The organism is Brevibacillus brevis NBRC 100599 (assembly GCF_000010165.1).
Taxonomy (GTDB): Bacteria; Bacillota; Bacilli; order Brevibacillales; family Brevibacillaceae; genus Brevibacillus; species Brevibacillus brevis_D.
Genome location: NC_012491.1, coordinates 1,344,266 through 1,365,834, shown reverse-complemented (window position 1 = coordinate 1,365,834; position 21,569 = coordinate 1,344,266). Strand labels below are relative to the sequence as shown.

Here is a 21,569-nt window from a genome sequence, read left to right as displayed (position 1 = left end):
GCCTCCCTTTTCTGTCCCGATCCCTATCACTTAGAAAGAATCCAGAGCTGTTTGCATTCATTTTATAGCTGCATTGTTGAGGGTTTATTAAAACCAAAAGAAAAAACAATAAATTCCAAGTTAAATACACAACTTCACAACCTCAAATACAACTAAATACACATTGCGTACCACAACCTGAGTCCCAGATTAGAGAGAAACGTAAAAAAGCAGCTTGCCGCATTGACAAGCTGCCTTACTTTTGGATTAGTTTACGCCATTTTTCATTTTGCCTATTCCATCACGATTTTTCTCGCCGCGTTGACGAACATTTTAACCCCGACTTCGAGTGCATCCTCGTCGATTGTAAAACGTGGATGATGGTGCGGATATGTGATGCCTTTTTCTTTGTTTCCGGCAGCGACGTAGAAGAAGCAGCCTGGCGCTTTTTGCTGGAAGGCCGAGAAATCCTCGCCACCCATGGTTGGGCGCATATGCTCTACCCATTCTGCTCCCAGTGATTCCTCCACGACCTCTTCCATCCATTTCGTCACTTCGGCATCGTTGATAACCGGGCGATAGCCAAATTCGTATTTGAACTTATATTCCGCGCCATGTGCTTCTGTAATGCCTTTGATCACGCGTTCCATGAGTCCTGGAACAGACTCGCGCAAATTTTTGTCAAAGCTGCGTACTGTCCCGCAAATCTCTACCGTACCCGGAATGACGTTATGTGTCGTTCCCCCCACAAATTGCGTGACAGAGAGAACCAGATTATCGAGCGGATCGGCATTGCGGGATACGATGTGCTGGAGATTGGTCACCACTTGTGCCGCAATTGCGATGCTGTCGATCGTTTCATGTGGGAGCGCCGCATGTCCGCCTTTTCCAAGAACAGTGATCCAGAACGTATCAGGAGCGGCCATCATCGGACCTGGGCAGATACCTACTGTCCCAAACTCCATCGTCGACCACAGATGCGTACCAATTACCATGTCTACGCCGTCCATGACGCCTGCCTGTACCATTTCTTCCGCTCCGCCCGGGTATACTTCCTCCGCGTGCTGAAAGAAGAAACGAACCTCTCCCTTGATCTGATCCTTCATCCCAGACAGTAGCTTTGCCGTTCCGAGCAGCATGGACGTGTGACCGTCGTGTCCGCATGCGTGCATGACGCCAGGATTTTTCGATACGAATTCAAACGTATTTTCTTCCGTAATCGGCAATGCGTCCATGTCAGCCCGCATGGCGAGCACTTTCCCAGGCTGGGAACCGATCAATCTGGCCATCACACTGTTTTTCGTCGGTCTGGATATTTCCAGATTGCCAAAAGAAAGAAGTGTCTCGTATACAAACTGTGCTGTTTTTTCCTCATGAAAGGATAATTCAGGGTTTTCGTGCAAATACCGTCTCCATGCGATTACCTGATCCTTGATTTCTTCGACCGCCTTATTAAGCGTTACCACTGCCGTTGCTGTCATGCCGCTCTCCTCCTGATTTACGTGGCTCCCCCACTTACTATCTCTTATGCCTATTTTGCTAAGGATAAAACGGTGCGGTACAGTACTTGTGCTCCGTTCGCACAATCCTCTTTTGTCGTGAACTCTGCCGGGTTGTGGCTAATGCCATCCTTGGACCTGGCGAAAATCATGCCAACCGGGCACAGCCCAACGAGCTGCATGCAATCATGCCCTGCGCCACTCGGCAGTCTAAATGCTTCCAAGCCTTCTGCCTCACACGCTTCGGCTACAGCATGCTGGATATCGTCCGAGCATACAGCAGGAGCTATGCGTTGCAGCAGCTCTACCTTCAACGTCACATTGCGCTTTGCACAGATCGCTTCTGCCCGTTCGTAAATGCGCTGTTCCACTTCATCGCGGATCGCTTCGTCCACATCGCGCAAATCAAGCGAAAACTCGACTCGTCCCGGAATGACATTCACCCCGCCCGGGAAAGCTTGCAGCCTTCCAACCGTCCCTACACTGGTTCCTGTCCGTCCGGCTTCTTCCTCGATGACAAGCATCACTTGAGCGGCTGCTGCCATCGGATCACGGCGCAAATTCATCGGCGTTGCCCCGGCATGACCGGCTTCTCCCTCAAACACGAAATTCAACCAGAGCGGGCCCGCCACTCCTGTCACGATCCCCACAGATAGCCCACGGCTCTCCAGTACTTTGCCTTGCTCGATATGTAGCTCCACATACGCTTTCACACTTCCAGGCGTTCTCGCGGCGAGACTGGTGCGATCCGGATCAAGCCCCGTTTGCCGCATTGCTTCGGCAATCGTGACCCCATTCTTGTCTGCTTGTTCCAGCTCGTCACGCTTGATCAGACCCGCGATACCACGACTGCCGATCATCCCGTACCCAAAACGCGTTCCTTCTTCATCCGTGAACGCGATGACTTCGATCGGATGCTCTGTTTCGATTCCCTGTTCCTGCATCGTCTGTAAAACTTCTACCCCAGCCAGTACGCCAAGGGGACCGTCATAATCGCCGCCATTTGGTACGGAGTCGATATGCGAGCCAACCAAAACGACAGGAGCGGCTGGATTTTTCCCTTCTTTTCGGCCAATCAAGTTCCCTACCTCATCTTCGCGAACGATGAGACCCGCTTCCTTCATAAAGCCTGTGACGAGATCTTTTGCCGCCCGTTCCTCAGGCGTAAAAGACAACCGCGTAATGCCGCCCGCCTCTTGCTTCCCAATGTTGCCAAGCTGTCCCAATCGATCCCACAATCGATCCGAATTGATCATGACGCGTCACTCCCCCTTCTATGTAGAGCCAATAACGGTTGATTAACGGTTATGTCCTTAATTGTATAATAGTCTGTCTATTTTGAAAAGGAGGCATAACTCGTCAAGTAGCGCCACAAACCTCAACATTCTTCTCTGTTATAATTGATTTCCTCCAAAGCTTCTGCGGCAGCTTGCCTAATATTTTCCGTAGGGGAATGTAAGTACGGCTCGATTACTTTTATAAATTTTCGTTTTTTGAACAACCAAGAATGCTTAATGCATAATCAAGGATAGCGTCGTCTAGCGTTGGCAGAACGTTCGCTAATGGATCCCATTCTACCTTTCTTGCGGCTCCTAGTAACGTCAATCATGTTAATCTCCCTCAACCTTACTCAATTCCCCTTTCAAATGCCTGATCGTCCCTACTCGATCCTCTTCCTCCTGCTCATCAAACAAAAGCTGCTCTAACAGTTCACATATATCTTCCAACCTACGTCGGATTTGATAGAATTTCAGGGCTTGTCGATTGACGACATAATTTGTATGTGTCTTCAGATAGGTAGCCATAAACTCTTCTAAAAACGGCTGATCTACCAAAAACATCAGATCTGCTTCAACCGGAGCCAGCTTCAATCCTTCCCAGTCTATGAGAATGAGCTGTTGACCAGATTGCATCAAATTCCAGTTGTGAATGTCCGTATGACAAAGCTTCATTTCCACCTCACTGCCTCGCAATTCCTCGGCAATCATCTCCAAATCATTCATGCGAGTAGCCAGTATGCTGGCAAAAGGTTTGACGATTTCACTCACATCATCAGGCAGACGATGGATATCTTCGTTCAGCATTTCTCTAAACTGCTCGGCAAATGGGATGCGGAAGTCTTCCTTGATCGCAGCCGTACTGATCGGGACTTCTTCCCCGTACAAATGCAATTGCGCGATGATTTCTGCTAGCTGGCGGACTTGCATCGTGCTTAATGCTTGGCTCCCAATGGTTTTCCCCTCAATATATTCAAACAGCTGATAGATGCCCATGTCGTCTTCATGTTTATACGCTGCGTTTCTTGTCAGCAGTGGCACTGGAAGTTTGCCTTGTAGTCCGGTCTGGCAGGATAGCCACTGGATAATGGGAACGTACTTATCGATCAGCGCTGTCCACTTGGGCGTTGATGCTCTGCTTTTTTCATAGACCTTCAAGAAATAGGAATGCTGGTCGCTGATGACTTTATAAGCAAGTGCAGACCATCCTCCTTGTTGAGGGATAACATCAGCAGCGTCTCTATCATAATGGTGTCGCAATATGGTTTTGAAATGATCCATGAGCTACTCCTTTCTAACTCCTTATTCACACGCTGTAAATTACCACCAACATACAAAAAATTGCCTTACCCCACAAGGAGCAAGACAATTTTTACTAGTATGAAAATTGTTTCGCGTCACGAAATATCTCAGTAATTATTGCACGCCTACTGCATCATACGCGGCTTTTACTGATTTTACTTGTTGGGAATTAGCACCGAAAAGAGCTGTTGCGGATTGAATGGCTGCTTGTCGCATAGCGGAGAAATTAGAGTTTGGATTGAGGTAGTTTGTTAGGGCGTAGTAGTAGATTTTTGCTGTGTCATTGCGACCAATGCCTGTTACAGTTACACCGGTGTGTGTGCCACCCTCTGCGAGGAGATATGCTGCTTTGTTGTTGATACCGCTGTTCGTGTGTACGCCTCCATTGTCATTTGGACCTGTGTATCGATCGCTGTAGTGATCTGGATCACCTGCAACGGTTGGATCTTCGAGAGAGCGCAGTGCATCTCCAGGCGTTCCTGGCGTGTATACATCTTCGCCCATGAGCCAATCGTCGTCGTCAATCATAGCCCCGAAGATATCAGAAATGGATTCGTTCAGTGCACCGGACTCGTTTTGATAGATCAGATTGGCTGTTCGTTCTGTGACAGCATGAGTTAATTCATGAGCAACGACATCCAGTCCGGCGGACAATGGGCGGAATACGCTTCCATCTCCATCCCCGTATACCATTTGCGTACCGTTCCAGAATGCGTTGTTATATCTGTTGCTGTAGTGGACTGTGGAGATCAATTTCGCACCATTGTTGTCAAAGCTGTTGCGGTTATGTGCGTTTTTGTAGTAATCGTAGGTTTTCTGTGCATACGCATGTGCGTCGACAAGCGCTCCATCTGTCCAATTGTTATCCGTGTCAGAACCAAGAGTACCTGGCAGGGTGGTTCTATTGCGTGCAGTGTACGTCTCAATTCCCTTACCGCGAGTCGTGTCTTTCGCCGTGTAGTTGTTATTGCTTACTTTCGTTACTTCGAACGATTTGGTGTCACCCAGTACTCCTGTACCCGTTCCTGTAATCTCATGAAGCATATTGTATTTGTTAATGACTTCACCAGAATTTGCATCGATGAAATACTTCCAACGCCCTGGCAGCGGATCGAGGAAATTCAGTTCCACTTCGTAAGCCAAATACGATTCATCTTCGTGGATGTACACGTAGAGGTCCCCTTTTGGCTTTACTTCGAACTTCTCGATTTTTTCGTTAATTTCATCCTCCAAATCCTTGATGGCCTCTTTGACCGCTTTATCTGCCTTGAGTTTTGGTTTTTCCGTCAGCTTATCATTGTTTGACAGGTCAGGCGCGTAGTTTCCGAGGAATGCTGTTACATTTCCATCCTCGTTTACGTGAATCGTCTGCTGGTAACCATAGACCGGGATGCCCTCGTACATTTCTTGTACACGGTAGTGAGTCATGTCTGTCTCTTTGTCTGTCACTTCATCTAGCACTTTAAAGTGATCTTTCACATCTCCATCAATACGGAAGGAGTCTTGATACTGCTCCAGGAATCCCCAAACTTTTTCTTCGCCATCCAGCTCTTCTGCTTCGAACTCTTCTCCGATAAATTCGGGGGTATCCCACTCAGCGCTATACACGATGCTTTCGGATGCGGCCTGCGTTGCCAACGGAAGGAATGTAGTGGTACCTAATGCGAAGCTGAGTGTTACTGCAAAAACCGATTTCTTCATACTCGTTAACTCCTCCTTGGAAAATATTGTTTTTTATGTAAGTTCATAGTTGTTTACATCTCTTATTATTTGTCATAAATGTGAATTTGAGAACAATTTTTTAACGACAAAAAAATCATTTCCTGAAAGAAATGATTAATTGGTAAATTTATTACAATTACGATTGCAAGATGATCCGATACACCTTGCGCGGTCTGCCCCGCGGGTGCGGATTTTCTTCCCGGATGACCTGCGCAAGGCCCTTTGACTCCAGCTCAATCAGTATGCGTCTGGCGCTTCGTGGCAATATTTGTAGATGCGATGCCAAGTCGTGGGCATGAATATCCTGAGACCCACGCTTTTTCAGGATGGATTCAAGCTTCGCCAGTGTCATGACGCTGAGTGAGGTAAGCTGGCTGAGCGCTTGCAGCTTCTCTGAGTCGTACCGATACGTAAGCTGTTCGTCTCGCCCGAGCGGCCCCACGACGCTTTTGTCATCGAAAAAGACCATCCAATTGCCGCTCCCTCGCTCTTTGGCGTGTAAGAGGGCCGCGCCACCGTGGATTTCCGCTTCATAAGCGGTCTTGCCAATCCCGATCCCACATGTTACCAGATCAGCACGAATGTCGAACATCTCATCCAAGTCGGGAATTGTCGAATAATCACGAGTAACTTCTTGCAAATTCCCCCGCGTTGTAAAAATAACGTAGCGTCCGGGACCCGCTGTCTTCAATGAACCTTGCAAATGCTTTGCGTAACGCAACAGCTTTTCCATCGTCTTGATCTCGGCATTTTGCCACTCATCTGTAGAAAAATTGCCACCAGCAAGCTCGCGGAAGGGATCGATCTCCATCATCTGTACGGCAATCTGGGTATCTTTGAAGTGAAGCATTTCGTGTGTTCGCAAGAGCATGTGAATGACCGAAATCACTCCTGCACGCGTCGGCACGACCCGATGTACAGGGACACCTCTGCGTGTCAGCTCTAACTCTGCTGTCCGCAAGCAGCTGACAGCCACCTTTGTCTTGCCTGCTTTCCAGAGCTGTTCGTGGTAATTCGCCAGTTCATCGGCTGAAATCGCTCCCTCGTAATGCTTGAGCCACTTGTAGCCGCCAGCGATACCCGCTTCGTCCATAAAATGCTCCAGTTCTTCTGGTGAAAATGTATCAAAGCTCACTTCGTCCACCCGGACTCCCAATTGATGGGACAGATGAAGCAAGGTTCTGTACAAGCTCGCACCGAGATGAGGCACATACGCCATCGGCACTTGAACCTTGCCTGACTCGCTCACCATGGCATAAGGGACCTGTCCGGAGAAAAGCCACATATCCACCTCATCCACATGTGGCATGATCAGATCGAGGATTTCCTCCTCTTTCCAATAGACAATCGGCAAGTATTCAATTTCAGGAAACTCTCGCATGACTGATTCGATGATGGCAAGTGAATCATCCGCGCCTATTACGCCTAGTCGCAGCTTCAACAAAACTCCCTCTTTCACACCAATCTTCCTACTAGGATAACATACTCCCTTTCTTTTTCTCATCGGGGGATCATTTTACCTGCTGCCTCTCCAATCCTGTGTGCCCCATACAAAACAGGTATGATCAACAAGCTGTAAGGCAATGTACTCCATAGCAACGGCCACGTCACAAGGCCAGCCTCAAGCAATCGATCATATGTATATAAACTATACGGCAAAACGAATACCACAGCCGTTACCACACCAGGTGTGTACGTGCGAAGGACAACGGTATGACCAACATGTATGAACACATGGAGAAACATCACATGCAGACAAACCAGGAAAAACGGAAGGTACGTTCCAGACGAAAGTGTCGTGACAGTCAGGATAACCGCTACCGATAAAACCGCGAAAATACAAGAGACTGCGACCGCAAATTGCGCCGTGTTCATCGAAAGCGATGGCTCCAGCATCTTCATCAGCAGTTTTGGCACAGCCCGTCTAATGATGTCTTTCTTGGCTCGCACCCACCCCTCTACCATCACGATCTCCTCGAAATCATGAAACATGAAAACGACTAAAAACAGCCAAATCAGATGAGACAGCTCCAGCATGCAAGCACCCTCTTTCTATTCGTTTGTCTGCAAAATTCCATATGCCAAAAAAGATACCGCGTCATCTACAAGCTGCTCCGCTGTTTTCTCACCCGTCAGCAAATACCGCGTCGTCATACGGTCTACGACTGCGATCATTGCCTCTGCCGCTACCTCCACAGACAACTCGACACGAACATGCCCAGCAGTCTGATTTTGTCGCAAATTGACAGCAACAATGGCAGCCAGCTTACGATGCAGCTCTTCGGCCTCTTCTGCCTGATACAGCACAATCCGGGTCAAGTCAGGCTGCTCCTGAAAAAATTGGAACAAGGCGAGCAAGTTTTCCCGTACCTGCTGGAAGACATCTGCCTTCGTCAAGGCCGTTACCTTTTGACCGCCGTCCGCCAATTCCCATAGCCTGGTTAAGAATGTGTCCGTCAACTGCTGAAACAGACCTTCCTTGCTGTCGAAATACTGGTAAAACGAAGCCTGTGTCAAACCTGCTGCTTTCACGATGTCACTCACCCGTGTACGATGAAAGCCTTTTGCCGCGAACTCAGAAGCTGCTGCCGCAAGCAACCGACTGCGACTCAACTCTCCTTTTGACAGTTTGTCATTGGTCATTTCCTCACCCCAAAAGTAACTCATCAGTTATGTAACTCTTGAGTTATTTTTACAACAACTGGATTTTTTTGTCAAGACCTACTTGCTTTTTTAATCCACTCTATGTAAAATGTTTGCTCAAAGGGTATCATTTGATGGCAATGAGGAAGAAGAGTAGTCATTTTACGAGACTTCAGAGAGCTGATGGTTGGTGCGAATCAGTGTTAAGGAAATGATGAATGGGCTTCCGAGCTCCAAACCAAACCCGCTACTCATGGCGGCAGTAGGCTTTGGCGTTACGTCCGTACGTTACAATGGACACCGTATCAAGCTGTCTTACACAGAAACGGTACGGATTAAAGAGATTTTGCGTATGGATGATTCCTTGCGCGAAATAACAAGGGTGGCACCACGGTTCATTCGTCCCTGTCCAGGGCGGATGGACCTTTTTGTATTTAAAGCGGACATTCAAAAAATCGACTTTTGATCACGAAGTAGTTCTGAAAAGTCGACTTTTTGAATTCATATCTCACGATTGAAAGGAGCAACTTTCCCATGAAAACCATCTTTTCCGGCATTCAGCCGAGCGGCATTATGACACTCGGCAACTACTTGGGCGCAATGAAGCACTTCGTTCCGCTTCAAGATCAGTTCAACTGCTTTTACTGCATCGTAGACCAGCATGCGATCACCGTTCCACAGGAGCCTGCTGTCCTGCGCGAGAACATCCGTCGTCTTGCGGCTCTCTATTTGTCCGTTGGCCTCGATCCGAACAAAATGACGCTGTTCGTCCAATCCGAAGTACCGGCCCATGCCAAGCTCGGCTGGATCATGCTGTGTACCTCTTACTTGGGTGAATTGGAGCGCATGACTCAATTCAAGGACAAATCCGATGGACGCGGCGAATCCATTCCAGGCGGTCTGCTGGCTTATCCTCCATTGATGGCGGCTGATATTTTGCTGTACAGCACTGATTTCGTCCCTGTGGGCGAGGATCAGAAGCAGCATCTTGAGCTGACTCGTGATTTAGCCGCTCGTTTTAACAACCGTTATGGCGACATTTTCACCATCCCAGAGGTTCGCCTGCCGGAGACTGGCGCACGCATCATGTCTCTTGCTGAAGGCACCAAGAAAATGAGCAAATCCGATCCAAACCAAGGCGCCTTCATCTCCATGCTGGATGATGCAGACACCATCACGAAAAAAATCAAGCGCGCGCAAACGGATTCCGACAGCGTTGTGCGTTATGACAAAGCAGAGAAGCCTGCTGTCTCTAACCTCATGACCATCTACTCCCTCTGCTCTGGAAAAACGCTGGATGAGATTGAAGCGATGTACGAGGGCAAAGGCTACGGCGCATTCAAAACCGAGCTGGCAGAAGTTGTCGTAGAAACACTCCGTCCGATTCAAGAACGCTTTGAGCAGCTGTTCCACTCCTCTGAGCTGGATGATATCCTGACTGCCGGGGCAGAAAAAGCGAATAAAGTCGCGAACGAGATGTTGTACAAAGTTGAAAAAGCGATGGGGATGGCACGTATCTAATCCATTTCCACAACAAAAAAGCGGGCTGGGAAGCTTTCTCCCAACCCGTTTTCTTTTTGTTTGGTAAAATTAAAGTATTAGACTGGAGTCGTTGATTTAACGCGATTTTAGAATTGAAGAATCGTTAGCTTTTGAAAAATAAGTTTTAGACTGATCCATTAAAAGGAGCAGTTGCGGCCCAAAACTTGATAAATAAAGTCTTAGACTGCCGCTGTTGTCATTCAACTAACGTTACTCGTTAGTTGAGATGTAGCTTACTTATATCTTTGGTTTTCCATACACAAGTCACTTCAGAATAAGGGTCCCATTATATTTATAATAATCTTCAAATACCTCTGTGGCGCGGGAACGTGTAACAAACAACCATGTTGAAACAACTGTGTATTCATTGGAAAAGCTCGGCATACAGCCGAGCTTTTATCTTACAGTCCAGTATACTAAATTTTCTGCGTGTCTTTCCTTTCTTGAAGTTCGTACATCGCAACCTTATAACTTATTACTTCTAAATGTTTTAGGTTTTCATTGATTGTATTCTGCACTTCTAATTTATGCTGCATCATCATTTCTTTTCTTTGCAGGAATGTTTCATCGCCTAATTCATAAAGATCGATATATTCTTTTATTTTAGAAATAGGCATTCCTGTCAACCGCAGAGATCGGATAAAGTTGATCCATCTCAAATCGTCATCATTATATATTCTACGACCATTTGAATCTCGAGAAATATTTCTTAACAACCCTTCCGTTTCATAAAATCTGAGTGTATTTGCAGACACATGTAAGTTATCAACTACATATTTCATTGAAAATAACATCCGATCCGTCCCCTTTCGTTATAGTTACTATAACTAAATGTAGATCAAAAAAATAGAAAAATGCTTTAGTAACCTCTACCTAATAGCAAATTCTATTGTAAAAACCTATATTTGACTTCGAGCAGCAATAATAAACTACATTTGAAGTACCGGGAAATAGAAAACCTCAAAACTGGAGGCAATTAAGCGATGAACTCAAACTATGAAAATGGAAAAAAACTTTTTCAAGAAACTGATGGAGCAGGAATCCAAGCGGTTATTCATGCTTTAAGCGATGTATCTCCCCACATAAGTCGGTACATTATTGAATTTTTTGGGCAAGTTTTCAATAATCCCGTACTCACCTATCAACAAAGAGAAATGATCGTGATCTCTGCGTTAACATCGTTAGGTGATACTCCAAATCAACTAAAATGGCACATGAACTTCGGTTTGAAAGTTGGAATTACGCCGAACGAAATTATTGAAATTGCTACCCATTGTATTCCTTTTTGCGGCGCTCCTCGTGCTTTAAATGCCATTACCGTTGCGAAACAACTTTTTGCAGAACAAAATATCGAAGTAAACATCGAGGACGAACTACTACATTCTGTAGGGGAACGACGGGAAAGAGGCATAGCGAAACTTCAAGAAATCGACGGCAAACATGGTGAGGCGGTTGCCGATTCACTTGCCGAGATTGCCCCTGTATTAGCTGAACAAATCATTGAATTTGCGTTTGGTGAAATCTACAGCCGCTCAGGACTAAACCCTAAACAGCGCCAACTCGTCACATTAGGAGCCTTAACTGCTCAAGGTGGATGCGAGCCACAGTTGCACGTTCATCTCAATGCCTCTATTCGTGTAGGTCTAACGAGACAAGAAGTGATTGAGGCATTACTGCAATGCTACCCATACACGGGATTTCCTAAAGTCTTGAATGCTATAAATGTTGCCAAAAAGATATTTTTAACATAGTTATTCACCGATAGGGCAAGTTGATAAAAAGACCGGACTTCACTCACAGAGTTTTTCCGGTCTTTTTACATACTAACTTGATCAATTCATTTTGAGCACTTCCGACTCATAGGACTTAAAAGCATTTTCCATGCCCATAATGACATCTTTAATCTTCATGTATCCCTGGGTGTAAACCAAGGAGTCTCTAATTTCTTCCCATATATAGTGATACTGCTTCAGATCGTCTACTTCACATACCACAAAATCAGTAAATTCCTTCCCTGGAAGCGCCTCAGCATCAAAAAAGCGGGCCTGAACATGCTGATTGTATTTTTGGACGATCTTCTGCGAAGAAGCAGCATGATTATTGCGCTCTTCCCGAGATAATGCGAGCCAGGAAGGATAAAACTCCAATAACACGATCATCATATATCGCATCTTCCTATAGAAATATTGAATTCTGCGGATTTTGTAATCGATCAGGAATCAAAGCTTAACGATACAGGAGATACACCTATGTAAGAAGCGAAATGATACTGAATAGGAAGTAACAAAATCATTCTCCAGTGAAAAAACGACATTATATCCCCTGCCGTTGGCCAGTGTGTAAAATAACCGGAATAAACCTTCTGAGCAAAAATAATTGCAGCTTACGTAATCACCAGACTCAATAAGGCGCAAGAATTATCCACGTATTTAAAGAAAGCACATACATAGTGACATTATCACAGGTGACGGCCCAGATGGCGCCGAAGAATTTGGAAAAGCACTAGTTTTAATGCAATAAACTAACTTAAAAGATGATAAAAGCCTTTGGTGTATACCAGAGGCTTTTTCAATGTTTAATCTTCCCTTATTTTATGTTAGTAAATAACTTATCTAACCACTGGTACTATTTCTTTTCTGATCGTGTGTACCATCACTTGTCGTACGGTTCCCCGCGTTTGATCTTAAACTAATTTCTCGTTAGTTGAATAGCTGGCAGCCAGTCTAATACTTTATTTTACAGTCTACAACTTTATTTTTATGGAACACTTTTCGTTAATTGCTCTTAACCGTGACAGTTACCTTGGCTGTTTTGCCAGCGTAGCTGATCGTGATGGTCACTCTTGTCCTTGGTTTGGCGTCATCCAAGACAAGAATACGTCCTGACTCATCAACCTCTACCAGTTCGGGCTTGCTGGATGTGAACTCGATACCCTCCGCTTCAGTAACGTCTTCTTCTGCATCATTACCAAGAATCGCCATTACCTTGAGCTGGGCTTCCTCCCCTTGGGCTAGCTTGAGAGATTTCGGCTCGATCTCGATCCTTTTCAGGGCACTCTCCCCGACGACATAAGAGGCCGCGGTCGTTACTGAAAAGATCCCTAGATCGTCTTCTTTTGTCACCTGGATCGCTTTACCCTTGAGTCCAATTGCTGGTTTCCACATATTGCTCCTGTATGAGAAAGCTTGGAGCTTGGAGCTTGCGTCATCGGCGACTGGCAGACCCAGTGTAAAACCTGTTTTACCGAAGCTGGTCACCTTTTTGCCGTTACTCCACACTTGCAATTGATACGCTTCGCCAGGGTTCGGCACACCTTTCCACCCGTTCCCATTTTCTTCTGTCAGAGCGAGGGCAAACTTCCTTGCACGCTGAGCGGAAAAATATGCGCTTGGCACCTCTACCCATGCTTCGCTCTCCAAGGTTACGCGAATACCTACCTCTTTTTCCTTTAATTGTTCAACGAGCTTCTGTTCCAGAGTCACTGTCGGATCAGCAGATTCTCCCTTGCGAGAACCCGTATCGCTCGCATCGTTATCGCCTTTTTTCACCTGAACGAACAGCACAGGGGCAAAACCGATCTTTTCTTTCACGGACTCGACTGCTTTCATGAATTCCCCGAGTATCTCCAGAAGTTCATCTACTTGTTCGTCATCTGCCTTGATCTCATCCCCATCATCTACGACGACAGTGCCAAGCTTTTTCAAAAGCTCTTCTGCTAGTGTACGGACATGCTTGGCTACTTCTTTGGAAATATCCTTTTCATCGAGCGGCTCCAGTGCTGTTTTTGCCAAGCTCGTCAAGGAGGCAAGTGCCAAGCGGGCAATCTCTTCATCCTCGATGCCATCTTCAGTGAGCGGGTCAAATGCTTTGTCCAAAAAGCTCTTCGTCACATCTTGGAGTGTCTCTTCACTGATGGTTCCTCGCTCGGCCTGCTCGGCTACTGCCTCGAGTACAGTCTTGATTGTATCCGTGACTGTCTCCCATTTCTCAGTTGGCGTCCATTGCTTGGCCTCCAGAAGTTTTTCCAGATGGCTGAGTACTTGATCCACCTGTCCTAAAATGATTTTCTCCTCGCTGCTTGCAGAGATGACCTGAGCTGCTTGCTTGTTCAACTCTCGCTGCGAGTCCGGTGTCGGTGTTCTGTCCGGCGGTGTCACTGGCGGTGGTGAATCCGGCTTGGCTGGAACCTGCACGGTCAATGCTGTAGTTTCTGCTGTCGATTGATCGGACGCTCGTGTGACCTCCAAAACAAGGTCTACATTCGTCAGGCGATATGGCGGTGTAATTTTGCCGTCCAGCGCAATGACTGCTGGATCACTAGAAGACTTGATTGCGATAGTAAAGCCTGTAGGTACTACTGGCAGCTTCAAGCGCGTCTCACCTGCTGCTGGCTGTGTGAGCTGCGTAATGCTTTCCGCCACTTCTTGTGCTGTTTTTTCCGGTGTGCCGCGATCCTTCAAGTCCAACTGGACAAGGACAGGATTATGGTCACTCACACGCCCCTCGTTCTCGGTCAAGCCAGCGTTGATGTGAACGATGTCAACCTTCGTGTCATCCTCCAAATGGTTGCTGACCAAAATTTGATCCAAGACTTGAGAGTTCCCTTGGTACACGTACGTATACTGCTCACCCTTCGGCAGTTTCTCCACCATATTGGTCAAAACGCCATCTGCCAATTCCTGCACCGGGTTTGAAAACGGGAAATCATTGAGATCACCCAGCACCACAACATTTGCTTTTGCTTGTGCTGAATGGATTTCTTTTACAAAGCTATTTAACACACGGGCAATCTTCATTCGTTGTACTTCACTGACCAGCTGTGGCGGCTGATCTTTTCCAAACAGCGCTTGATCTCCACCCTTAGAGTTGAAGTGGTTAGCGATGACAATGACTGGCTCGCCTTGGAAAATGAACTCCGCTGCCAGTGGCTTACGGCTCGAAGCAAACGCCGCATTGGTCGGATCTACCCGTCCTGGATTGTGTGACAAATGCGCTACACCATCTCGTGTCTCGATTTGCACCGCATCAGTCGCGCCTCCTGGCGTTCCTGCTGCCAGCTGTACCCGTCCTGGGTTGTAGAAGAAGCCGACACGGATGTTTCCTCCTGGCTGACCACCATCCTGATTGTTCTGTGGGGCAATATCGATGTATCGGTACGTCGGGCCATTTTTGTTTTCCATTGCTTTGATCAATGCATCCGCAGACTGTGTCGCATCTGTTTGCCCATTGTCCGTTGGTCCATTATTATCCTGCATTTCCACCACACCGATAATATCCGGCGCCTTCATGTTGTCCACGATCGTCTCGGCGATGCGGTTGATTTTGGCGGAATCGGTTTTTGCCGAAAAATTCTCGATGTTGTACGAAGCGATGGTCAGCTTATCTTCTTTTGGCGAAATACTTGTCACTGGCGGCTTATAATGGCTTGGCTGTACCGTAAATGATCGTGTATGGAACAGCTTGTAATTCGCAAAGCTGTAGTCAATGATGCCTACCAGCGGTCCGTCAAATTTGTCGCCGACTTTTACCTCTCCGGTAATCGATTCGAGTTTGTCCGATACCGTGATGCGCTCAGGGTGAAAATCATTGGCTTCCAGCACGACTCCGCCGGCTGGCGTACGCGGCTGACTCAGATGAGCTCGATCGTCGATGACGACAAATTCCGTTGCGCGTGGATTGGTAAACGTCTTGGTTTCGCCAACCACGATTGGATTGTCGATTTGTACCAGCATGCCCTCGAGGCTTTCCCAGAAGTCGATGCCGTCTTGGTCTGGATCGAATTTGCCGAGGCTGTCGTTGTCGATAATTCCTTTCGGATATTCGTAGTTGTCTTTGCCCAGGATGAGTGGTTCTGGGAGTGATTGACCTGGCTTGACAACTGCGTACGAGGTTGCATCAATTTGGGTCTGGGTGAGGTCTGTGCCTGCCCTGTTCGATGGTACGTATTCCTTGACGGTGCCGCTAACCGTTACTTCATCGCCGGGGGCGACCGTTGCTTTTGGCTCGTAAACGTAAATGCCTTCAGAGGTAAATGGGTCTGCGTCCGATTGCGGATCTTGCATATAAAAGCCTTGTACATTGCTGCCGCTTCCGACGATAGCCGTTACGATTCCCGGAACATTGGTGACCGTTCCATCCGCCATCGGTGAACGGTGCGAGGCTCCTTGAATGTCATGGATACGAATGTTATCTTTTTGAATCACATAGCGGAAGGTCGTTAGATTGCTGTCTGTGTAACCATCTTTGACAGCTATGGCTGAAAGGGTCGTATCCGCATCAATCTGGATCGGTCCCGTATACTTGATGCTTCCTCTGCTCGGCGTTGAACCATCTACCGTATAGAAGATCGTAGCGTCAGCCATCGTCGTCGAGAGCGTGACTTTTGTTCCTTTTGTCACCATAGGACCAGCTGGGCTCGCTGTGACCATCGGGACTTTATTCTCGTCCTCGACGAGATCAGCCACAGTGCGCGGCACCAGCTTGTAAACATTGCGGTCGTAGTTCACCACGCCTGTCATAGCTGCATAGCTTTTGTTCACTGGAAGTGTCAGAGAGGCATCCGGTCGAGACACAAACGTACCGTGCTGATCCTCCAGCGTGTAATTGCCACTTGATGCTGTTTTGACAGTAACCACCTTCACAGTTACCAGCTTGCCTTCCAAAGCCTCTCCTGTAGCAGCTGCAAAATCAGTAGAAGTTACAACTTGCGGGCTAGGCACACCTGCTTGCTTTTGCACCATTTCCACGTTATTGGTGAGCGCTTCGAGTTGAGCAAGTCCATAATAATCACTCATTTTTCCGGTAGCTCGGATCTTGTCTCCCACCTCAATTTTGCCAGTCAGCCCTGGCGCACGAAGTACGAGTCCTGCCGTCTCATCTTGGAAATACACGTTGTTTTGGCCGCCCGCTTCAAACATCGCCGTCACCGTTCCGACGACAATCACGTTCGTGCCTACCGGGGTGTTTCTTGCTTCTGCAATCGTAGTCGAACCTACGGCTGACTTGGTAATGCTAACTTCCGGGCTCTCAAACGACTTGCCATATTCCCCAGTTGTTTGCTGCGTTACGAAAATATGATCCAGCTGATCGATGTTTGGAATCGTAAAAGAAAATGACCCGTTTGCCTGTGCCGTTCCTGTTTCTTTGTTACTTAGCATTAGCGGTTGTTTTTGCGGATCGTATGCACGCAGGATCGCATTCCCTGCTGCCGCACCTGCTACTCCTCTCAGCTCGCCCACACCGTTCAATGCTTGCAGGCTGACTTTATCCTGAATCATAGCTGTGCTGGCTACCGCTGGCCTCAGCTCGATGCTCGTGCTTTCCTTCTTACTCCCTTCCGTTGCTGTGAGATGGACTCCCTGCGCATTTGGATCGGGATTGGAAAAAGTCAGCTCGATCAGTCCGGACGCATCCGAATCTTGCTGGGCCAAAGGAGTGTCGCTACCTGTTCCTGTAGGCTGACTCGCATAAACCTTAATAGTTCGCCCCTGACCGACATAGCCGCGAATTGTTGCTTGGATAGGATCAGTATGATCAAAAATAAGTTCAGTAGCATTCAACTTATCGGTCACGTCTGTTGGTAGCGGCTGTTCTACTGGGCTTTGCGTGTTTTTTGGGGTAGGAGCCCCCGTGATAAAATCATTGCCGTTGTTATTGGTATCCCAGCCATTTCCTCCGTTCGGCACAATGCCGCGCTCGTCGCTAATGCGTTGGACGCTGGTCGTATTCGAAGGAGCTGGTGCTGGTGAGTTGCCCTCAGATGAATTGGCAGTACCAAAGCCGACCATATCCACGACACTGGCCTGGGAGGTGACATCTGCCCCTGTTAACGGGTCGCCATTGTTAACCAGCGCAACCTTCCCATTCGTCCCTGACAAGTTCAAAGTCCCGCTATCGTCAGGAGTTGGCAGTTCCCCTCCTACTGCACCCGATGTTGCTAGCTGAACCAAATAGAAGCCGTACGGGGCTATGCTTCCAGTCAGCCCTGCCTTTTGCCACGCCGTTCCCGTAGCAGAAGCATACTGCACTGACCAGCCTCCAACCGAAACAGCCTTGTCTGTCGGGTTATACAGTTCAATGAAGTCATTCTTGTAATGGGCACCAGAGTTTCCCCCACCCCCATACACCTCACTAATCACCACATGATCAGCCCGCGCAGCTTTTGCCTGTGGCATCCACCCGGTCGGTAAAACTGTTCCCATCATGACTGCGGCTATTAACGCCAGCTTCGGCCATCGGGAAGCACTTCCTCTTTTTTTCATCATTCTTGCATCATTCCTCCTCACATCATTCGGAAGTAGCTACTATAAGATGGTAAACGTATAACCTGAATCTTATGTAAATTTGATGTAAAGTTTGTATAATCCTTCTAAACATAGAAAAACAAAAACCGCCAAGCTCCATCGTCCTTGGCGGTTTTTCTCTGTTTTTGTCAATTAGCTTTCGTCTACTTTCATACTGCGTGCGATATATAGAACCGGTGTCGAAGCTGCCGATACGACAAACTTGATCAGGTAGGTAGTCAATAGGATTTGCCACCATACGTCCATCGGGAATTCTCCTAAAAAGGCAATCGTACAAAAGGTAACGGAGTCAAGCATCTGACTGAAGAGCGTGCTTCCATTATTGCGAATCCAGAGCTGATTTGGACCTGGACATTTTTTCTTCAACCACGAATAGATTTTCACGTCGACAAATTGGCTGACAAAATACGCACACAAGCTACCCAATGCCACTCTTGGCATCAAGCCAAAAATCGTCTGCAAGGAACCTTGGGCGATATCTGTTTCCTGTGGTTCAAACACCAGCACGAGCTGCATGATGATTGTTGCCGCAATTAAGGTAAAGAAGCCGAACCACACGGCTTTTTTCGCTTCTCTTTCTCCATACTTCTCGTTCAATAGATCGCTTACCAAATAAATAGATGCATAGATCGTATTGCCGAGCGTCATGACCAAACCGAACATCTCGATTGTTTTGACAACCTGGATGTTGGCTAGCACGGTAGCCATCCCGATCCACGCGTACAGTCCCATTCTGCCGAACAATCGGTAGCAGAGCAGGAACAGCCCGAAGTTAACCAGAGCAAAAATCACTCCGATCCAAAAATTAAACATATGATTTCCTCCTAGTTTTGATAACGCGGGAGTTTACGAACCGCGGCCCATTTTGGGCATTCAATCATTTTACTTGCATTCGCTTATTTTATCAACCATTCTCGAGGCATGCACAGCAATCGACATGCGGGACACCAACACTATTCCCTCATCGACTAAACCGGCTAATGCTAATGAAACGGTTTCTCTAGTCGCCCCCACCATGTTGGCAATCTCCTGATGGGAGAGAGATACGGTCAATTTCCAAAACGGCTCTTCTGCTTTTCCAAACCGCTGACATAATTGAACCAACAGATGCAATACGCGATCCCTAACCGATTCCAAGGCCAGCTTTTCCATCCTCTCCTCTTGTTCCCCCAATCGTTTTGACAACTGCAACATCATTTCTTTCAGGCTTGGTGGACATGCTTTCAGCATTTTTTCCATCCGAGTCACACTCCAATGAGTAAGGGTCGTTTTTTGCATTGCTTCAATGTAAACAGCGCGTGACCCTAACACCATTTCCTCAATCTCGCCAAAAACAGCTCCTGGTCCCAGCAATCCCACGGTAAAGGACTTTCCCTCCTCGTTCAGCCGAGAAAGACGCAGGAGTCCCTTTTGAATGAAGAAAATGCCCATTCGAGTGTCGGTCGGTGTCTGAAATACTGTTTTCTTGGCTAGAACGATTTGCTCACTCATGATGCAACCCTCGCCATCCCAAATAACTAGTTACCTATACTTTTATGTATTTAGATCTATTTGTCAATCACCTCTCCCTCTTCCTCCTCCATGAAAAAATGACCACCTCATAAAAGGCGGCCATCTCTTACCTTAATACTGCTATACCCAAAACACAGGATAAGCACGTTTCTTATGCATGTTATTAACGAACAGAGCAATCAGCACAACCACTACTGCACCTATGAGTACCGGAGACAATAAAAACTCCCACCCCTTGCCATCCATGACAATGACGATCGGATTGGCGCCTGCAGGAGGATGCGTCGTTTTCGTCACATGCATGGCGACAATCGCAAGACCGACACTTAGAGCTACTACCCACAGCTGCGATCCGCCTATTTGATAGAGTAGAACGCCAACCAAGCTGGTGAAAAAATGCCCTCCGATGATATTGCGCGGCTGAGATAACGGCGAATCCCAGGCCACAAAAGCAAGCACACAGCTTGCTCCAAATGAAGCCATCAACCAGACCGCAGTAGTTAATTCCGTCAGCATGCCCAGTACCCCTATCGTCACTAATCCGCCAAGGCCCCCAATCAAAGCAACTGAGCCAGATATTTTCAAGGGCGTTCTACTTCTCCCCTTCATTTTGGCTACAAAATCCTTTATGCTCCATTCACCATTCATCACAGCCACCTCCTGCTCACATCGTAGCAAGTGGCCCTTCCTTGTTCTGTAAGCTATCTTACAAAAACATAAATAATAGCTAGTTACCTAGATATTTAGTAAAATAAAATACAAACCCCAAACTGTGAGGCGAATATCCATGACTCAATCACTTGTGCGGCTAAATGCGGACTTTCCAATCCCGATCCATGTGCAAATCAAAGAACAATTGAAGCTTCTCATTGGCCTTGGACACCTTCAACCGGGCGAAATGCTACCACCTGCTGCCCAATTAGCCGATCAGCTGCAAGTCAACCGCAACACCATTAATGCTGTATACACACAGCTACGGGATGAAGGTCTCGTCCATATGCAAAAGGGTCGTGGTACCTCTATCGCCGACAAAGCTGTGATTGCTGCCTTTCGCATGCGTCAGCAATCGCTTTATGATCACGCCAAAACCATCCTGACTGAAGCACAGCAGCTTCCGTTTTCGCTGGATGAGCTGATGCTTGCTTCCATTGCTTACGGACACTTGTTTCTTTCCCGGTCCAAAAAAGAATCCCGATGGCTCTTGGTGGAATGTCACGAGCATGATCATCCTTTTTATCGTAAGAAAATAGAAGACATCATCGGTCACTCCATTCAGGTTGCCTATCTTGAAAACCATTCAGATGTACTCTCTGCCTTACAAGATGCCGACCAAATTGTTACCACCGTCAACCATGCAGAAGAAGTAAAAGAATTAGCTGCTCGTTATCACAAATCAGTCCTCATCATTGGAGCAAATGCCCAGACGAGCACCCTTTTGGAGATCGCTCGCTTGGAGGCAGGCCGTGCAGTTGGGTTTGTTTGTCTCGGAAAGAAAGGCGGGGAATGGATGGCAGGACGTGTACAAGAGGCAGGTATCGAACAGATTCAACACATGACCGCAGGATTCGCTGATGAACGCTCCTTGCACCAGATTATCCACGATTCTGATTTGCTCTATGCCTCCGCTGCGGTATATGATCAGCTCCTCGCGCTAGCTCCAGACAAAACACGTCTCTATCCCATGCTGTTGGAGCAAAGCAGCGAGGCACTGCTAAAAGAAGCGAGCAACCTACTAGCACCTTAACCTTTACCTGTTACTGATTTGTAGGAATTATGTCGATAGTCTGTAA

16 protein-coding genes and 1 other annotated feature are annotated in these 21,569 nt (G+C 47.3%); of the genes, 3 read left to right on the top strand and 13 right to left on the bottom strand.

The genetic code is table 11. The features are described 5' to 3' along the window. Nucleotides 1-272 precede the first annotated feature (272 nt). The 7 genes from BBR47_RS07020 to BBR47_RS06990 all read right to left on the bottom strand — a co-directional run bounded on the left by BBR47_RS07020 (nucleotide 273) and on the right by BBR47_RS06990 (nucleotide 8,446). Nucleotides 273-1,460: a M20 family metallopeptidase gene (locus tag BBR47_RS07020; RefSeq protein ID WP_012685059.1), complete on the bottom strand. Its 1,188-nt coding sequence runs from the start codon at nucleotides 1,458-1,460 to the stop codon at nucleotides 273-275. A gap of 50 nt (nucleotides 1,461-1,510) precedes the next feature. Continuing rightward, a complete protein-coding gene (locus BBR47_RS07015) occupies nucleotides 1,511-2,734 on the bottom strand; it encodes a Zn-dependent hydrolase (RefSeq protein ID WP_012685058.1) in 1,224 nt (407 codons plus the stop codon). 354 nt (nucleotides 2,735-3,088) lie between these two features. Further along, entirely contained in the window at nucleotides 3,089-4,036 is a 948-nt protein-coding gene (locus BBR47_RS07010) for an aminoglycoside phosphotransferase family protein (protein ID WP_012685057.1), read from the bottom strand. 135 nt (nucleotides 4,037-4,171) lie between these two features. Beyond that, complete coding sequence (locus BBR47_RS07005) at nucleotides 4,172-5,758, bottom strand: M4 family metallopeptidase (protein WP_012685056.1); 1,587 nt, start codon at nucleotides 5,756-5,758, stop codon at nucleotides 4,172-4,174. 157 nt (nucleotides 5,759-5,915) lie between these two features. Next, a complete protein-coding gene (locus BBR47_RS07000) occupies nucleotides 5,916-7,238 on the bottom strand; it encodes an ArsR family transcriptional regulator (protein ID WP_231850570.1) in 1,323 nt (440 codons plus the stop codon). Nucleotides 7,239-7,279: 41 nt separating this feature from the next. Next, complete coding sequence (locus BBR47_RS06995) at nucleotides 7,280-7,816, bottom strand: HXXEE domain-containing protein (protein WP_012685054.1); 537 nt, start codon at nucleotides 7,814-7,816, stop codon at nucleotides 7,280-7,282. 15 nt (nucleotides 7,817-7,831) lie between these two features. Beyond that, on the bottom strand, nucleotides 7,832-8,446 hold the full coding sequence (locus BBR47_RS06990; protein WP_155801073.1) for a TetR/AcrR family transcriptional regulator: 615 nt from the start codon (nucleotides 8,444-8,446) through the stop codon (nucleotides 7,832-7,834). Nucleotides 8,447-8,553: 107 nt separating this feature from the next. Continuing rightward, nucleotides 8,554-8,832, top strand: a binding site (T-box leader). Between the two features lie 124 nt (nucleotides 8,833-8,956). On the opposite strand from BBR47_RS06990, the gene trpS reads away from it, so the two are divergent. Next, nucleotides 8,957-9,943 (top strand): tryptophan--tRNA ligase, encoded by a 987-nt coding sequence (trpS, locus tag BBR47_RS06980; protein WP_012685052.1) that lies wholly within the window; start codon nucleotides 8,957-8,959, stop codon nucleotides 9,941-9,943. 437 nt (nucleotides 9,944-10,380) lie between these two features. On the opposite strand, the gene BBR47_RS06975 is transcribed toward trpS, so the two are convergent. After that, nucleotides 10,381-10,758, bottom strand: a complete 378-nt coding sequence (locus BBR47_RS06975) for a MerR family transcriptional regulator (RefSeq protein WP_012685051.1) — start codon at nucleotides 10,756-10,758, stop codon at nucleotides 10,381-10,383. A gap of 189 nt (nucleotides 10,759-10,947) precedes the next feature. Here BBR47_RS06975 and BBR47_RS31890 point away from each other — a divergent pair, with 189 nt between their 5' ends. After that, nucleotides 10,948-11,715 carry a carboxymuconolactone decarboxylase family protein gene (locus BBR47_RS31890; RefSeq protein ID WP_012685050.1) on the top strand — a complete coding sequence of 256 codons (768 nt, stop codon included), beginning with the start codon at nucleotides 10,948-10,950 and terminating at the stop codon, nucleotides 11,713-11,715. Nucleotides 11,716-11,796: 81 nt separating this feature from the next. On the opposite strand, the gene BBR47_RS06965 is transcribed toward BBR47_RS31890, so the two are convergent. From BBR47_RS06965 to BBR47_RS06945, 5 genes are all read right to left on the bottom strand, one after another. Continuing rightward, nucleotides 11,797-12,135 (bottom strand): darcynin family protein, encoded by a 339-nt coding sequence (locus BBR47_RS06965; protein ID WP_041749290.1) that lies wholly within the window; start codon nucleotides 12,133-12,135, stop codon nucleotides 11,797-11,799. Nucleotides 12,136-12,738: 603 nt separating this feature from the next. After that, a complete protein-coding gene (locus tag BBR47_RS06960) occupies nucleotides 12,739-18,228 on the bottom strand; it encodes a chitobiase/beta-hexosaminidase C-terminal domain-containing protein (RefSeq protein WP_012685048.1) in 5,490 nt (1,829 codons plus the stop codon). A gap of 171 nt (nucleotides 18,229-18,399) precedes the next feature. After that, nucleotides 18,400-19,080, bottom strand: coding sequence for a queuosine precursor transporter (locus BBR47_RS06955; RefSeq protein ID WP_012685047.1), 681 nt, complete (start codon nucleotides 19,078-19,080; stop codon nucleotides 18,400-18,402). A 69-nt stretch (nucleotides 19,081-19,149) separates the two neighbouring features. Beyond that, the gene (locus tag BBR47_RS06950; protein WP_012685046.1) at nucleotides 19,150-19,758 is read right to left on the bottom strand and encodes a Crp/Fnr family transcriptional regulator; all 609 of its coding nucleotides are present in this window, start codon (nucleotides 19,756-19,758) and stop codon (nucleotides 19,150-19,152) included. 141 nt (nucleotides 19,759-19,899) lie between these two features. Then, nucleotides 19,900-20,427, bottom strand: coding sequence for an HPP family protein (locus tag BBR47_RS06945; RefSeq protein WP_012685045.1), 528 nt, complete (start codon nucleotides 20,425-20,427; stop codon nucleotides 19,900-19,902). Nucleotides 20,428-20,566: 139 nt separating this feature from the next. On the opposite strand from BBR47_RS06945, the gene BBR47_RS06940 reads away from it, so the two are divergent. After that, nucleotides 20,567-21,523: a GntR family transcriptional regulator gene (locus tag BBR47_RS06940; protein WP_012685044.1), complete on the top strand. Its 957-nt coding sequence runs from the start codon at nucleotides 20,567-20,569 to the stop codon at nucleotides 21,521-21,523. The last annotated feature ends 46 nt before the right edge of the window (nucleotides 21,524-21,569 follow it).

Bases quoted from the DNA above. Each gene is read 5' to 3' on its own strand.
- BBR47_RS06965 (WP_041749290.1), bottom strand. From the start codon at position 12,135: ATGCGATATATGATGATCGTGTTATTGGAGTTTTATCCTTCCTGGCTC.
- BBR47_RS06950 (WP_012685046.1), bottom strand. From the start codon at position 19,758: ATGAGTGAGCAAATCGTTCTAGCCAAGAAAACAGTATTTCAGACACCG.
- BBR47_RS06995 (WP_012685054.1), bottom strand. From the start codon at position 7,816: ATGCTGGAGCTGTCTCATCTGATTTGGCTGTTTTTAGTCGTTTTCATG.
- BBR47_RS06955 (WP_012685047.1), bottom strand. From the start codon at position 19,080: ATGTTTAATTTTTGGATCGGAGTGATTTTTGCTCTGGTTAACTTCGGG.
- BBR47_RS31890 (WP_012685050.1), top strand. From the start codon at position 10,948: ATGAACTCAAACTATGAAAATGGAAAAAAACTTTTTCAAGAAACTGAT.
- BBR47_RS06945 (WP_012685045.1), bottom strand. From the start codon at position 20,427: ATGAATGGTGAATGGAGCATAAAGGATTTTGTAGCCAAAATGAAGGGG.
- BBR47_RS07010 (WP_012685057.1), bottom strand. From the start codon at position 4,036: ATGGATCATTTCAAAACCATATTGCGACACCATTATGATAGAGACGCT.
- BBR47_RS06960 (WP_012685048.1), bottom strand. From the start codon at position 18,228: ATGATGAAAAAAAGAGGAAGTGCTTCCCGATGGCCGAAGCTGGCGTTA.
- BBR47_RS06990 (WP_155801073.1), bottom strand. From the start codon at position 8,446: ATGAGTTACTTTTGGGGTGAGGAAATGACCAATGACAAACTGTCAAAA.
- trpS (WP_012685052.1), top strand. From the start codon at position 8,957: ATGAAAACCATCTTTTCCGGCATTCAGCCGAGCGGCATTATGACACTC.
- BBR47_RS06975 (WP_012685051.1), bottom strand. From the start codon at position 10,758: ATGTTATTTTCAATGAAATATGTAGTTGATAACTTACATGTGTCTGCA.
- BBR47_RS07005 (WP_012685056.1), bottom strand. From the start codon at position 5,758: ATGAAGAAATCGGTTTTTGCAGTAACACTCAGCTTCGCATTAGGTACC.
- BBR47_RS07015 (WP_012685058.1), bottom strand. From the start codon at position 2,734: ATGATCAATTCGGATCGATTGTGGGATCGATTGGGACAGCTTGGCAAC.
- BBR47_RS06940 (WP_012685044.1), top strand. From the start codon at position 20,567: ATGACTCAATCACTTGTGCGGCTAAATGCGGACTTTCCAATCCCGATC.
- BBR47_RS07020 (WP_012685059.1), bottom strand. From the start codon at position 1,460: ATGACAGCAACGGCAGTGGTAACGCTTAATAAGGCGGTCGAAGAAATC.